Consider the following 13,452-nt stretch of genomic DNA (forward strand, 5'->3'; position numbering starts at 1 on the left):
TGCTTTCTATTATGCCATCAACTTAGTCAGACTATTCTCTGAGTATTTATACTTATTGCAAAAGTGGGATGCTCCCGTGTGCATCACTGCACTAGATGTGATAATGGTGTTATTTTTACAAGGGAAAGGCTTTCGTTATATCGAAGCTTTGGTGATTACAATTATTGCAATTATTGGCGGTTGTTTTATTGCAGAAATAATTTTTGCCAAACCGGATGCTGGAGCAGTTTTACTCGGTTATGTTCCCAAGTTAGAGATTTTGCAAAATCAGGCAATGCTTTATATTGCGGTTGGTATTTTGGGGGCAACTGTGATGCCGCACAATCTCTACCTGCATTCATCGATCGTGCAAACTCGTGCTTGGCAAGAAACTGCTGATAAAAAATGGGAAGCAATAAAATTTGGCACAATTGATTCTACCGTAGCGCTGTCAATAGCTTTATTTATTAATTCAGCAATTCTGATTTTGTCTGCTGCAACCTTTCACTTTTCCGGCTATCAAGAAGTAGCAGAAATTCAAGATGCTTACAAACTGCTTTCTCCGGTGCTGGGCGTGGGTTCTGCCAGTGCAATTTTTGCAGTTGCTTTATTGGCTTCCGGGCAGAACTCAACCTTGACTGCAACTCTAGCAGGACAGATTGTGATGGAAGGGTTTTTGAATTTTCGTCTGCGGCCTTGGTTGCGGCGGTTGCTGACTCGACTGGTTGCCATTGTGCCAGCTTTGATCTCAATTATCCTTTTCGGTGAAGGCAGTACAACTAATTTGCTGGTTTTCAGTCAAGTTATTCTCAGTTTGCAATTACCCTTTGCCGTGATTCCCTTGGTAATGTTTACCTCAAACCGCCGTTTAATGGGAGAGTTTGTGAATCCATTTTGGCTCAAATCAGTAGCTTGGTTCGTGGCTAGTATTATAGTAGGATTAAATAGTTGGCTGTTATTACAAACCATTTTCTAGCAATTCGCAATTTCGACAAATAATACCAAATTTGGCTTAAATATCCCTCTTATTCTTAGTCCGCGCAGGCGGATTTTGTTTGTACAGTAGCGTTTGAGACCGCTTAAAGATTAAGCTTTGTGTATTATAATATACAGTTTATTATGAATTCGTCATGTTATAGAACCCGTTTGAAATCTTTTACGTTGTTGTGATCGCGTAAAAGATTTCAAACGGGTTCTATAGGCTGGTGGTGCTGACCACAAACAGGCATTCTTTCGGAGTCGCATTAAGCAATCAGCTTGAATGTCGGCTATCGCTAGTACCCAACTTGCATTGCCATATTCTCTCGCTAAAACTGCTAAGGAATGAAAAGTTAATAACTTAAGCGTCTTCGTGTTCTATTGTCTTTCCCAGCAGGACCAGAGAGTAGAAATCTGCTGAAGTTGTTTAATTTTCGCTCCTAAGACGCTTATTGACGCTCTGTTCACAGACAAGTTTGAGTTGGGAAGCTGCTTGAAGTATGGGTGAAGACCCACTACTAATTCTTTCATGGAGCAGGGGTAATGCCCAACTTACGCAGTGCTTCTGGTATCCACGCAATTGTACTGTATAGAAAGTCCAACAATGGAGCCATTCTGATATTCATGGGCTCTGTCTTTTAATGTTTTGGCATCGGGTCTCCCCCATGCAGTGTGGTCGATTGCCACTAATATGTGTTCCGTTGGGGGTGCTTCTTCCTGTAATTGCTGGAGATACAGCAGCATCAGTTTTTTTCGGTCTGGTATACAGTCTTGTAACGCTTCGTAGACGCTTGGCCATTGACGATTGAATAATGGATTGAGCGAAAATTGGGCCAAACAAGCCACATTCCTTGTTGTCATTACTGCATCCATCAGCTCGAATGTTGCATATGAGGCCAGCACCAATAACTCGTATGTTGCTTGACGAAAGTCCTTTAATCGTTCACTGTTCATTTAGGGAGTGGATAGGTTTTATTTTTCACCCTCATTCTCTCCCGGCGCGGTGGCTCTCGTTCTTCTGAAAGCCACCGTTCTCATCTTTATTTAGTCTAAACTACAGTAACTGAGATTATTCTTAATATGTCGCTTGTTACATAACTTTTAAGAATTGTACAAGTTCACACCATTATCATAAATTTACCTAAAAATCAAGCACTTGACTTCTGATTTTTATGGTGATAATGTAAGTTTTCAGCTTTCCAAGTTAACAACTCAGGCTTGGGATTAAAATACCATGAAAAAAATCGATTTAGTTTTTAGAACTGTTGGCGAAAGAACATCCCAAATAGCCTTAGACCTAGCTATCAAAAATATTCAGCCTCGTCAAGTTCATATTATTGAAAATGTTAAACCTTTTGCCCACGCTGTTCAGCAAATGCTGAAAATGAATTACGATTGTGATTTTGTTGTCTTCATGGATGCTGATTGTTTAATTATGGAGGATATGTCTCCTTTCCTTACCAGCAATAGTTTGCCATACGTAGACTGTTATGTTCTTGATAAATTCAGAGGTCATATTCATTGTGGTGTACATATTACTAGAATTGATGTAATCAGAGAAATGCAAGCAATTAAAGTACCTGATAATGATGCTAAATATGTGTTAAGACCTGAATCAAGAACTCGTGGACTGGCACTAAAAAAACTGAAGCTAAAAAAAGCATTTAAGAAATTTAACATTCTCCATGATTTTTTTCAATTCTATCACCATATTTTTGCCAAATGTGCTTTGAGAGAACTGAGAAGTCGCCAAGATTATCATCAAGCTAAATTAACTATTTGTCAGGAAGATTGGGGAAGACAAGAAAAAGATTTAGATTTTTTGGTTGCTAAATATGGTGTAAATTATGCAAGAAAATATATTTCAAAGCAGGCAAGTCAGCCCGAAATTGCTAGGTTTATTGAGGATTTACCAAATATTGCTATCCGCGAACTTAAGCAAATGAATATTTTGGAAAAAGCTCCTTTGACGTTAGCCGAAACTAGAGAATTTTCAAGTAAAATTATTATTCAAAGACCCATGATAAGTAAAAAGATGAAAGTTTTTGGAATTGGTTTGAGTCGCACGGGAACTAAAAGCTTAACAATGGCATTAAATATGCTAGGGATTAATGTTGTTCATTATCCTGATGATGAGACAATTTTACAAGACCTGATGGCTGCTAAGTATGACTTTTCGATTCTCAATGATTATGATGGGATTACAGATATAACGGTAGCTCCTTTTTATTCTCAGTTAGATAAATTATTTCCTGATAGTAAGTTTATCTTAACCGTGCGTAATAAATCATGTTGGTTAAAGTCTTTAGAAGCTCACTTGTTAAAGAGGCCTGCGTTTGATTTAGATCCTAGTAATGAGAGTAAGATGCAGATCAGAAGATTATTAAGAGCGGCTGTTTATGGTACTTATGCGTTTAATGAAGATAGAATGTCTTATGTTTATGATTTACAGTATAGAAATGTGCTTGAATATTTTAAATACCGTCCAGAATCTTTGTTAATTATTGATGTTTGTGATGGCGAAGGATGGGAAAAGCTCTGTCCATTTTTCAATTTACCTGTATTAGAAGAACCTTTTCCTTGGATGAAGAAGAAAACGGTTTTGACCGAAATATTGTCAGGGGTGAAGTGATTTTGCTATATCGAACGCAGGAAAATCGAGCTTGGTGCAAAGAAAGAGGTATTAGAATGAGTGGCGTTCCTTTAGGAAGACCCCAAAAAATATTAGCAAGTCAAGGAAGAAACAAGCGAGCGTCAGACGAGAGAATTCGTAACTCAACTTGTCAGAAAATTTGGAGAAGCTAAAAGAAGATTCAGCCTTGGTAGAGTCATGGCTAAACTTTCTAATACTTCTGAAACAACCATCGCCATAACTTTTCTGGTGATAAATCTTTCTGCCCTGCTACGGCAGGCTTTTGGGCTTTTTTTATGTCTATTTCACAACAAAAACCTTTTTTCATGTTTTCTGCCTGTGACGATTAGCACAGATTATGTTCTCTTAACAATACTAGACCTCTTGCAAAATAATTTTGTGCTATTATAGAAAGTTGAGACTATTTTTAAATCTAGCAGGCTGGGCAAGTTTAAGGAGATGCCAATCAACCCAATAATTAAAAGTTTGACCTAAACTTGAGCAAACTTTTAATTATAACACATATTTGTTTTGCCAGAGGTCTAATAAACCAGGAAGAGGTGAAGCGGCACTATTTAACTCTTCGCAGAAAGCCCAAATCAAAGACTGGGCTAAACAAGAACCAAAGCAATTAAAAAATGTTAGCCAAAAAGTTCAAGAAGCCTGGGGATAAGTCCGAGTATAAAAACAATTTTAAGATTCTTGACTTAGCTCTAGGTGAAGAATACCCCCGCTATCGGGGAGAACTGATGAAACCTACAAACTTTACTCTTATAATTGATATGGCTGAAACCTTAGCAAGCGAGCAGCCATTTTTACGCGTCGATTTTTATGATATTGGCCGTCCTATCTTTGGTGAGCTAACCCTTAATCCTAGTTCTGGCATGGGAAAATTTGAGCCTCCTGAGTATGACTACAAGCTTGGGCAATTGATGCCGTAATGGTCAAAACAGTAGTGTGAAGGATTAACAACTCAGTGTTTTGGTATTCCGTCAGTGAAATTGTGTGTTAATTAAAGTTCTAAAATATTTTCCCAAAGCAATTTATCTATTACAGCGATATGGTGCTAAATTCTGGATCGAGAATCAATCAAAAGGTTTGTTTTATCTGTGGCGCTGGTCACTCTGGCTCTACGCTTCTAGGACTTATACTGGGAAGTCATCAGGATTGTTTCTACTCGGGAGAGGCAAGGAAAACCAGATTCCTGCACAATACAAACTACCCCAAAATAAAAACTTGCAACATTTGTGGTATCAATTGTCCAGTTTGGAAAGATTTTATTACTAGCACTCACCTAGACTTATACGAACAAATATCGCTCAAAACACAAAAGCCAATTGTAATTGATTCTACAAAAAACACTTCTTGGCTAGAAGAACAAATAGCCACTATTCAAAAAACATCTTCCCAACCTTTTTTGATATTTCTCCAAAGAGATGGGCGGGCAGTTATCAATTCCCGCACCAGAAAATATCCTCAAAAAAATGTCAAAGAAATAATTAATGATTGGAAGGAACTCATTAATGAAACCCAAGAATTGTACCGTCATTTTAAAGGTAATAAAATTAAGATAAAATATGAACATCTTGCCACAAATGTAGAAAGTGTCATCAGAACGCTTTGCGATTTTTTGGAAATAGACTATCAACCCCCAATGGTTAAATATTACCAGCACGAACATCATCCAGTAGGAGGAAACAACGGAACGCAGTTTTTAATAATAAAGGCTCAACACAAAAATACAGAAGAATTTTTACCTAAGGTATCAAAGCGTTGCTCAGATTATTACCAAAATCATGGTTTAGAAATTACTTTAGATTTGCGTTGGCGTCAAGAACTTGACCCTACTGTGGAGCGTTTATTTGAAGAAATTGCCGATAAAGAAAACGAAGAATTGAAATGGGAGGTGTAGCATCGAACCAACTTTTGATATTTCTCAGACCTCTTCTCAACTCAAAATTGTTCGGAGTATTATAAATTTGCCATGAAAATTCTGCTATTAAGCGTTCACCCTCCACAAGGAGGCGGCTCAGCCTATTCTAGTCAAGAACTTGCTTGTGGATTACGGCAACTTGGGCATGAAGTTCTTCACATCTCACCCTACAAAGAAATAACTTCAAGCGTGCAGTATCATGGATTGCTCTGGTTTAAGGCTGACTTTCCAACAGACATAGGCATTAGACCTCTTGCAAAATAATTTTGTGCTATTATAGAAAGTTTAGACTATTTTTAAATCTAGCAGGCTGGGCAAGTTTAAGGAGATGCCAATCAACCCAATAATTAAAAGTTTGACCTAAACTTGAGCAAACTTTTAATTATAACACATATTTTTTTTGCAAGAGGTCTACTTAAAAAAAACTCATCTCCTGAAGGCGATCGCGAATTCACTCATCTTTCTAAATCCTGTTTTCTGACTTTTTCAGCAAGCTCTACTTAATAACCAATAACTAATCAATAAAAATAAAACCCGCCTGTGCGGGTTTTAAATTAAAGCTCATTGTTAACGACTGACCGTTTCAACTACTTCTGAGGAACAAGAGCCTCATTAGCAGCAACGGGACGGGCAGACGAAGCGGTAGTTTTCAAAAGTGCGATCGCCTGCGCGTAAACAGGATCGTCCTTAGTAGCAACCAACGTCGGTTTGTTGGCTAATTTCAGCTTTTGTTCGTCGGTGACTTCCACCTTCACATCGGGAGTAACCCCCTTGTGGCTGATATCCGTACCGTTGGGAGTATAGTAGTGAGCGATCGTCACCGCCAATCCCGAACCGTCAGCCAAAGAATGCACCGACTGCACCAAAGCTTTGCCAAAAGTTTGGCCGCCCATCACAGTTGCGCGCTTGTTGTCCTTGAGAGCACCTGCCAAAATCTCGCTGGCGCTGGCTGAGTTGTCGTCCACGAGCACCACCAAAGGCTTGTCAGTGATCGCAGTGCGATTTGCCCGCATTTCCTGAGAATCGCCCGCGCGATCGACTGTACGGACGATCGCCCCTGTATTCATCCACATCCGAGCGATATCAATGCTGACTCGCAGCAGCCCGCCGGGATTGCCCCGCAAATCCAACACAAAAGCATCAGCTTTCTGATCCGAGAGCTTTTTAATCGCCACCTGCATTTGTTCGCCCGCGTGGGAGCTAAACTCTTGCAAGCGGATGTAACCGACTTTCTCCCCGCCTTCATTCTTGAGGCTGTAGCGAACCGCTGCTACCTCAATTCGGGCCCTAGTCAGAGTGATGTCAAACTCGCTTTTGCCCTCACGAGCAATCCGCAGCGTGACTTTCGTGCCTTCGGAGCCCCGAATGATCTGAGCAGCATCCGAGACAGTCATGCCTTTGGTAGCTTTGCCGTCAATCACCAAAATCGTATCGCCCGCTTGAATCCCTGCCTTCAGGGCCGGGGAATTTTCCATCGGCTCGACTACAGTAATCGCTTTCGTTTTCTCGTCTTGTTCGAGCCTCATCCCCACCCCTGTCAGTTCCCCAGAGGTTTGATTCGTCAGCGCTTCGTACTGCTTCGGGTCCATGAAGCGCGTGTAGGGGTCGTTTAATTTTTCTAGGGCTTTGCGGAGGGCGGTGTAGGCAGCTTCGCGAGAGGTATAATTTTTGCTCAGCAAGTCTTGGCGAGTTACTTGCCAGTCAGTTTTGTTAAAGCTGCCATCGACATACTCTCGGTTCACAATTTGCCAAGCTTCGTCTAAGACAGCTTTGGGGCTATCTTGAAGCTCGGCGCGGACTGATTGACTCAGGCCGGGAACGAGTAAAGATATCGAAGCGGTTGTTGCCATCGCCCCACTGAACAGGGCTGCCTGTAACTTAGAAAAGCGTCTGCGGGCTTGATTCATTGAATTTTGCTCAATTCGATTTTAGATTTTAGATTTGAGATTTTAGATTGCTAAAAAATCTCAAACTACCATTTAAACTATGATGTGGAGGCTCAACCATCCCTTTGAATAGTTTAACGAGCTTCACAGTCGATCGCCAAGCAATCATTGCTCTATGTCAATAAACTTAATTTTAAACTTGGATTTAAATGTGCCGTGGAAGCTAAAATCGAACAATTTTCGCGTAAGTGGTTGAGCCTGCTAGTTAATGGATTTATCGGTCTAGCAGCGCTGGTGGGGGTCGTTACCATGCAGTCGAGCGGGGAGTTGGGCGGAATGCCCTCTGTTGGCGTTCAGGGGCAAAAGCCGCTCTCTGCAATTTCTGCTGCGAGTTTCAAACAAGCCGCGCAGCAAGAAGCGCAGCAAGAAGCCCTGCGGCTGAAAATGCTCAAAACTATTCCTAGTTTTGGGTTTGACAATTTAATTGCAGATTGGACATTTCTCAAATTTTTGCAGTATTTTGGCGACGACGAAGCGCGAGAGGTGACGGGCTACAATTTGAGCCAAGATTATTTTGACATAGTTACGCGGCGCGACCCGAGGTGGGCTGACATTTACCTGTTTCTTTCCACAGCTATTTCTTTTTATCAGGGAAAGCCTGAAACTGCTGTTAAGTTTATAGAGCGCGGTACTAACGCCCTTTCCCTTTCGCCGCAAATTCATTCCCAATCCTGGATAGTGTGGCGAACTAAAGGTCTTGATGAGTTGCTGCTGTTGGGGGATATTCCCGAGTCAATTAACTCTCACGAAATGGCCGCTGATTGGGTGGAAAAAAACCCGGAAGGGCAGAACTTGGCGCAAATGTTTCGAGCAACTGCTGAGTATTTGCGCCGAGATCCCGATAGCGTCCCGGTGCGGTTTACTGCTTGGAGCACCGTTTATGCTCAAACAACTGATAAGGTGGTGCGTCAAAGGGCCAAACAAGCTCTTGTCAAGTTGGGAGCTCAGGTGCAAAAAGATAAGAATGGAAACGAGAGTTTTATTTTGCCCCCTCGAAAGTAAGCAGAAGGAAGTTCGGGAACGGATTGTGTAACGGATGTAACGGATGTAACAGTTGACAGTTGACAGTTGACAGTTGACAGTTGACAGTTGATAGCGACATCTACCTGGAAGGAAGAGGATTGGAGTAAGGAATAGTCTTCTTTTAATTTCTCCCTGCAAGGGAGAGGCTTTCAACCAATTCTTTCTGGTAACGGATATCAGGAAGAAGGAAGAAGGAAGAAGGGAAATGCAGCCGCAGTAATAGTTTCAGATATCAAGAATGTCCTAAATGTTAAGGCGGTTGACTGTAATTCCCCAATCTAAAATCTAAAATAGACCTCTTGCAAAAATCGGCGTTGCTGATTTACCGTATGAAAGACTAAATATGCAAATCCTATAAACCAGTATCTACAAAGCTTCGGGATTTTCAACTTATTTTTTTCATACCCTGATTAAGCAACGCCCAAAAATCCTTTTAATCAAATTCTGGAACGGGCAAGATGCCCATTCCACAAGAAAAAAAATTTTGTGGGATGGGCATCTTGCCCGTCCTAGTTATTTTTGCAAGAGGTCTAATCTAAAATCGGCTTGAGTTAGTTCGCGCCATTCACCGGGTTTTAGACCTTCCACACGCAAATGCCCGATCGCGCACCTAACCAGCCGCAGCGTCGGAAACCCTACTGCTGCGGTCATCCGGCGCACTTGGCGGTTGCGGCCTTCTGTGAGGGTCATTTCCAGCCAAGCTGTCGGTATGTTTTTGCGAAATCGAATCGGCGGTTCCCGGGGCGGCAAAGGGGGTTCTTCTAACAATAATTGCACTTTTGCCGATCGAGTCCGATAATCTTGAATTGTGACACCAGTTTGCAAACTGGCGATCGCACCTGCATCGGGAATCCCTTCCACTTGCACCCAGTAAGTGCGGGGATGAGCGAATTTCGGGTCACTGAGGCGGTGCTGCATTTGTCCGTCATCGGTTAGCAGCAACAAACCTTCACTGTCGCGATCGAGCCTACCCACCGCATAAACATCAGGAATCGGAATATAATCTTTCAGGGTTCTGCGCTTAGTTTCCCCTGAGTTATCAGTGAATTGAGTTAAAACATCGTAAGGTTTGTAAAATAGAATGTAACGATAGGGCATAACAAATTAACGATTAAAAATCTACGATTGGGTTTTAATATTAACTGAATAGGTATCAACGGAGATATTGCATCATTGTCAATTACCTATTTAGGAACAGGCAAGATGCCTGTTTCACAATAAAATTGAGTTTTTGTGGAACGGGCATCTTGCCCGTTCTTAAGAATGGTGAAAGATGTGAGTATAAACTGATATCCTGCACCAAGGTCAAAAACAGGCAAGATGCCTGTTCCACGAAATATGAATAAACTTACACCCAATTTTACCATGCCCGAAGCCATTCACCGCATTTGCATCGTCCTAGGAACTCGCCCGGAAGCAATTAAACTAGCCCCAGTAATTCAACAGTTCAAAAATTCGCCAGCTTTTGACACCCAAGTAATATTAACCGGTCAGCACCGGGAAATGGTCGAGCAAGTAATGCGAATGTTCGATCTAAAAGCCGATCGCGATTTAGCAATTATGCAGCACCAGCAAACCCTGACAGACATTACTTGTCGGAGTTTGCAAGGTTTGGAAGCTTTGTTTAAAGAATTACAGCCGGAAATCGTCTTGGTTCAGGGCGATACAACGACTGCGTTTGCCGCTGCTTTGGCTGCATTTTACCAGAAAATACCCGTAGGTCACGTAGAAGCCGGATTGCGAACAGACGACGTGTTCAATCCCTATCCCGAAGAGGCTAACCGACGGTTGATATCTCAGCTCACAAGGCTGCATTTTGCCCCAACAGCGCTGGCTGCGGAGAATTTAGGGCGATCGGGCGTTTGGGGAGAAATTCACCGTACAGGCAACACAGTAATCGATGCTTTGTTATCCGTCGCCAAACGCGAACCAGAATGCAAAATTCCCAACCTAGATTGGAGCAAATATCGCACTATCTTAGCAACAGTCCACCGCCGCGAAAATTGGGGCGAACCCTTACAAGGAATTGCTCGCGCATTTCTCCAAATCTTAGATAAATTTCCCGATACAGCTTTACTGCTACCCCTGCACCGAAATCCCACTGTTAGAGAACCTTTGCAAGCTCTTTTGGGCGACCATCCCAGAGTATTTTTAACGGAACCTTTAGATTACGCAGAATTAGTAGGAGCGATTCAGAGATGTCATTTAATCCTCACAGATTCCGGCGGCTTGCAAGAGGAAGCACCTAGTTTGGGCAAGCCTGTTTTAGTATTGCGAGAAACCACAGAAAGACCAGAAGCAATTACCGCAGGAACCGCTAAACTTGTAGGTACAAATTATGATACAATTTCCACAGCAGCTACAGAATTGCTCAGCAATTCCGAAGCTTACAACGCAATGGCAATGGCAATCAATCCCTTTGGCGACGGTTTGGCAGCCTCGCGGATTTTGAAAATTGTTGAAGAGTATTTTAGTGAGAAGACAGTTGACAATTGACGGTTGACGGTTGACAGTGAGTCGAAAAATTGAAAACCGATTCTCAATTATTTGTTTACTCAGTCCGATCTATGGGAATCTCAATCACAAACTTCGTGCCTTCGCCCAGGGTGGAATCACACCAGAGTTTTCCTCCATGCTTTTCCTTCACCACCTGATAGCTAATGGATAAGCCTAATCCTGTCCCCTTGCCTACGGGTTTAGTAGTGAAGAAGGGATCGAATATGCGCGATCGCGCTTTCTCTGGAATGCCCGTACCGTTATCGGCGATCGCAATCTGCACCCACTGTTTTTTTGTTTTGGTAGTCTTAATCCAAATCCGATTCGGTTGGTCAACCATGTCCTGAAAACTACGTCCTTCATTGCTCTCTTCCAAAGCATCGATCGCATTTGACAGCAAGTTCATAAACACCTGATTGAGTTGACCTGCATAGCATTCTACCAACGGTAACTCGCCATATTGTCTGACTACTTCAATGGTTGGGCGTTCTGGCTTGGCTTGCAGGCGATGTCCTAAAATCATCAAAGTGTCATCAATGCCTTCATGGATATCGACAGCCTTGAATTCTGAGTGATCCAGACGAGAAAAGCTACGCAACGAAACCACAATGTCCCGAATGCGAGCGCTGCCCACTTTCATCGACTTAAGAATCTTAGTGAGATCCTCTTTTAGGAAGTTTAGATCCACATCCTCTAGGTCATCTTGAAGTGATGGGGACGGGTTGGGATAGTCCATTTGATAGGCATCTAGTAATCGCAGTAAGTCATCGATGTGTTGATTGAGATGAGACAGGTTGCCGTAGATAAAGCTGACCGGGTTGTTGATTTCGTGCGCTATCCCTGCCACCATTTGCCCCAGTGCCGACATTTTTTCGTTATGCACCATGTGACTCTGGGTGCGGTGCAGTTCTTCAAGGGTACTCTCTAGTTGTTGCACCTGTTGGTTCAGTTGCCGATCGCGAGCCATAAGTTGCTCTGCCATACTCTTAAATCCCTCAGCTAAAAGCCCCACTTCATCCTGACTATCAACCGGAATAGCAATGGCTAAATTGCCTCTGGCCAATTCCTGGGTTGCCTTAGTCAGTCTTTGAATGCGAAGGCTCAGAGCTTGGGTCAGACGGAAACCTCCGATCGTCACGACTGCAATCAGGACACTTCCTAATAGGCCAAAGCCACCCACCACAAACCATAAATGCTGTTCTGCTTGCTCCATTTCCTTGGCAGAATGCAGTACAGCAATTTTGAGAGTTGCCCCATCGAAACCTTGTAGCTCGATTGTTTGGATCAGGTATGCTTCACCAGCAATCCTGATCTTAGTGGGCAACCCGTCTGGCTGTCGAAATTGCCAAGGTCGATCGCGGTTAAGTGGCAAAGTAGCAGCCGTCACCTTCTCGCCGTCAAAAGCCACCAAATGTATGGATGTGTTGCCGCGAATCGACTGGAGCGCTGTGTCGTCAATGGCCAATCCCGCAACTAAACCAGCTAGGATCTTTTCAGATGATTTGATTGATATTAACGCAATCATGGAAGACGGAGCACTGTTTTGGGCCAGGAGAATTCCCGATAACTCTAGTCCGGTTCGGGCGGCACGGTTGACAGAGGCATCCTGCAATGTCGCCTGCCTTATTGCTCCCAACTGTGAAGACACTAAGACTTGACCGTCAGCGTCAACTATTCCGATCAAATCCAGTTTAAAACCTGCTTGGATTGGTAATAGTGTCCGCAGTAATAAAGGGCGATCGCCCTTTATTACTGCTCTGATGACATCATTATCCTCACTCACCGAACGAGCTTTCACACGGAGTGATTCTTGCCTTTGCTTGAGAGATTCCCGCAGCATACTAGCCAGATCCACGATCTCCTTTCGTGCCATTTGTTCTAAGCTGTTTCTAGCAAAATAACCAAAACCCAAGGTTCCAACAGTCCATAGACTCAGAAATGCCAACAACAGAGGTGATAACAACTTGACGGAAACGGGTAACCGCGCGTATCTGGACTGGATGGCCATAGCTCTTAATTCTTGGCGGATGGGGTCACGAAAATAAAGCCAGACTCCTCAATCGCGTTGATTCCTGGCGGACTAGAGATGTATTTAATTAGCGCTTGGGTAGCCTCTGAAGGTTTTTTGTGCCAGAGAATTGAAATTGTCCGAACCATGGGATACTTGCCAGTTTTGACATTTTCTCGTGTTGGTTCAACCCCGTTGAGGCTGAGGCGGTTGACAGGTAGTTTATTGGAAATGGCGTTAGCAAGGGAAAAGCTACCGATGCTGTAAGGAGTGCTTTGAATTGCCTCGATCAATTCCCCTTCTTTCCGAAATACTACTGCTTCTAATGAATTTTTTAAATCTCCTCCTAGGTAATATTTCCGCAATAGCCGCTTGGCAGATTGGCTCTCCTGACTTTATGGTGTATAATGTAACAAACAATACATTTGCTGTCATGGACTTTTATTTGGACTATATA

The 13,452-nt window shown here is 42.8% G+C and carries 11 protein-coding genes and 1 pseudogene; 7 read left to right on the forward strand and 5 right to left on the reverse strand.

All coding sequences use genetic code 11. The features are described from left to right. Window positions 1-955: Nramp family divalent metal transporter (locus tag QUB70_RS28375; RefSeq protein ID WP_332984918.1), on the forward strand; the 955-nt coding region annotated here is incomplete at its 5' end. Window positions 956-1,509: 554 nt separating this feature from the next. On the opposite strand, the gene QUB70_RS28380 is transcribed toward QUB70_RS28375, so the two are convergent. Beyond that, window positions 1,510-1,911 (reverse strand): hypothetical protein, encoded by a 402-nt coding sequence (locus QUB70_RS28380; protein WP_332984920.1) that lies wholly within the window; start codon window positions 1,909-1,911, stop codon window positions 1,510-1,512. A gap of 280 nt (window positions 1,912-2,191) precedes the next feature. Between QUB70_RS28380 and QUB70_RS28385 the strand changes: the two genes are divergently transcribed. From QUB70_RS28385 to QUB70_RS28400, 4 genes and pseudogenes are all read left to right on the forward strand, one after another. Further along, the gene (locus QUB70_RS28385) at window positions 2,192-3,589 is read left to right on the forward strand and encodes a sulfotransferase family protein (protein ID WP_332984921.1); all 1,398 of its coding nucleotides are present in this window, start codon (window positions 2,192-2,194) and stop codon (window positions 3,587-3,589) included. Between the two features lie 56 nt (window positions 3,590-3,645). After that, a pseudogene (locus tag QUB70_RS28390) lies at window positions 3,646-4,000 on the forward strand (transposase). 227 nt (window positions 4,001-4,227) lie between these two features. Then, window positions 4,228-4,530 (forward strand): ATP-grasp fold amidoligase family protein, encoded by a 303-nt coding sequence (locus QUB70_RS28395; protein ID WP_332984923.1) that lies wholly within the window; start codon window positions 4,228-4,230, stop codon window positions 4,528-4,530. Window positions 4,531-4,649: 119 nt separating this feature from the next. Next, complete coding sequence (locus QUB70_RS28400; protein WP_332984925.1) at window positions 4,650-5,501, forward strand: sulfotransferase; 852 nt, start codon at window positions 4,650-4,652, stop codon at window positions 5,499-5,501. 608 nt (window positions 5,502-6,109) lie between these two features. Here the strand turns inward: QUB70_RS28400 and ctpB are convergent. Beyond that, complete coding sequence (ctpB, locus tag QUB70_RS28405; protein ID WP_332984927.1) at window positions 6,110-7,429, reverse strand: carboxyl-terminal processing protease CtpB; 1,320 nt, start codon at window positions 7,427-7,429, stop codon at window positions 6,110-6,112. A gap of 195 nt (window positions 7,430-7,624) precedes the next feature. Here ctpB and QUB70_RS28410 point away from each other — a divergent pair, with 195 nt between their 5' ends. Next, window positions 7,625-8,470 (forward strand): hypothetical protein, encoded by an 846-nt coding sequence (locus QUB70_RS28410; protein WP_332984928.1) that lies wholly within the window; start codon window positions 7,625-7,627, stop codon window positions 8,468-8,470. 534 nt (window positions 8,471-9,004) lie between these two features. Here the strand turns inward: QUB70_RS28410 and QUB70_RS28415 are convergent. After that, entirely contained in the window at window positions 9,005-9,589 is a 585-nt protein-coding gene (locus tag QUB70_RS28415) for a pseudouridine synthase (protein WP_332984929.1), read from the reverse strand. A gap of 240 nt (window positions 9,590-9,829) precedes the next feature. On the opposite strand from QUB70_RS28415, the gene wecB reads away from it, so the two are divergent. Beyond that, entirely contained in the window at window positions 9,830-10,987 is a 1,158-nt protein-coding gene (gene wecB, locus QUB70_RS28420) for a non-hydrolyzing UDP-N-acetylglucosamine 2-epimerase (RefSeq protein ID WP_332984930.1), read from the forward strand. Between the two features lie 55 nt (window positions 10,988-11,042). Here the strand turns inward: wecB and QUB70_RS28425 are convergent, their stop codons facing one another. Next, complete coding sequence (locus tag QUB70_RS28425) at window positions 11,043-12,995, reverse strand: sensor histidine kinase (protein WP_332984931.1); 1,953 nt, start codon at window positions 12,993-12,995, stop codon at window positions 11,043-11,045. 5 nt (window positions 12,996-13,000) lie between these two features. Next, on the reverse strand, window positions 13,001-13,360 hold the full coding sequence (locus QUB70_RS28430) for a substrate-binding domain-containing protein (protein ID WP_332984933.1): 360 nt from the start codon (window positions 13,358-13,360) through the stop codon (window positions 13,001-13,003). Between the last annotated feature and the right edge of the window lie 92 nt (window positions 13,361-13,452).

Source organism: Microcoleus sp. A003_D6 (genome assembly GCF_036702825.1).
Classification (GTDB): domain Bacteria; phylum Cyanobacteriota; class Cyanobacteriia; order Cyanobacteriales; family Microcoleaceae; genus Microcoleus.

What these genes read in the sequence shown, in the direction of transcription:
- QUB70_RS28380 (WP_332984920.1), bottom strand. Translation starts at nt 1,911, where the DNA reads ATGAACAGTGAACGATTAAAGGACTTTCGTCAAGCAACATACGAGTTA.
- QUB70_RS28385 (WP_332984921.1), top strand. Translation starts at nt 2,192, where the DNA reads ATGAAAAAAATCGATTTAGTTTTTAGAACTGTTGGCGAAAGAACATCC.
- QUB70_RS28395 (WP_332984923.1), top strand. Translation starts at nt 4,228, where the DNA reads ATGTTAGCCAAAAAGTTCAAGAAGCCTGGGGATAAGTCCGAGTATAAA.
- QUB70_RS28400 (WP_332984925.1), top strand. Translation starts at nt 4,650, where the DNA reads ATGGTGCTAAATTCTGGATCGAGAATCAATCAAAAGGTTTGTTTTATC.
- ctpB (WP_332984927.1), bottom strand. Translation starts at nt 7,429, where the DNA reads ATGAATCAAGCCCGCAGACGCTTTTCTAAGTTACAGGCAGCCCTGTTC.
- QUB70_RS28415 (WP_332984929.1), bottom strand. Translation starts at nt 9,589, where the DNA reads ATGCCCTATCGTTACATTCTATTTTACAAACCTTACGATGTTTTAACT.
- wecB (WP_332984930.1), top strand. Translation starts at nt 9,830, where the DNA reads ATGAATAAACTTACACCCAATTTTACCATGCCCGAAGCCATTCACCGC.
- QUB70_RS28425 (WP_332984931.1), bottom strand. Translation starts at nt 12,995, where the DNA reads ATGGCCATCCAGTCCAGATACGCGCGGTTACCCGTTTCCGTCAAGTTG.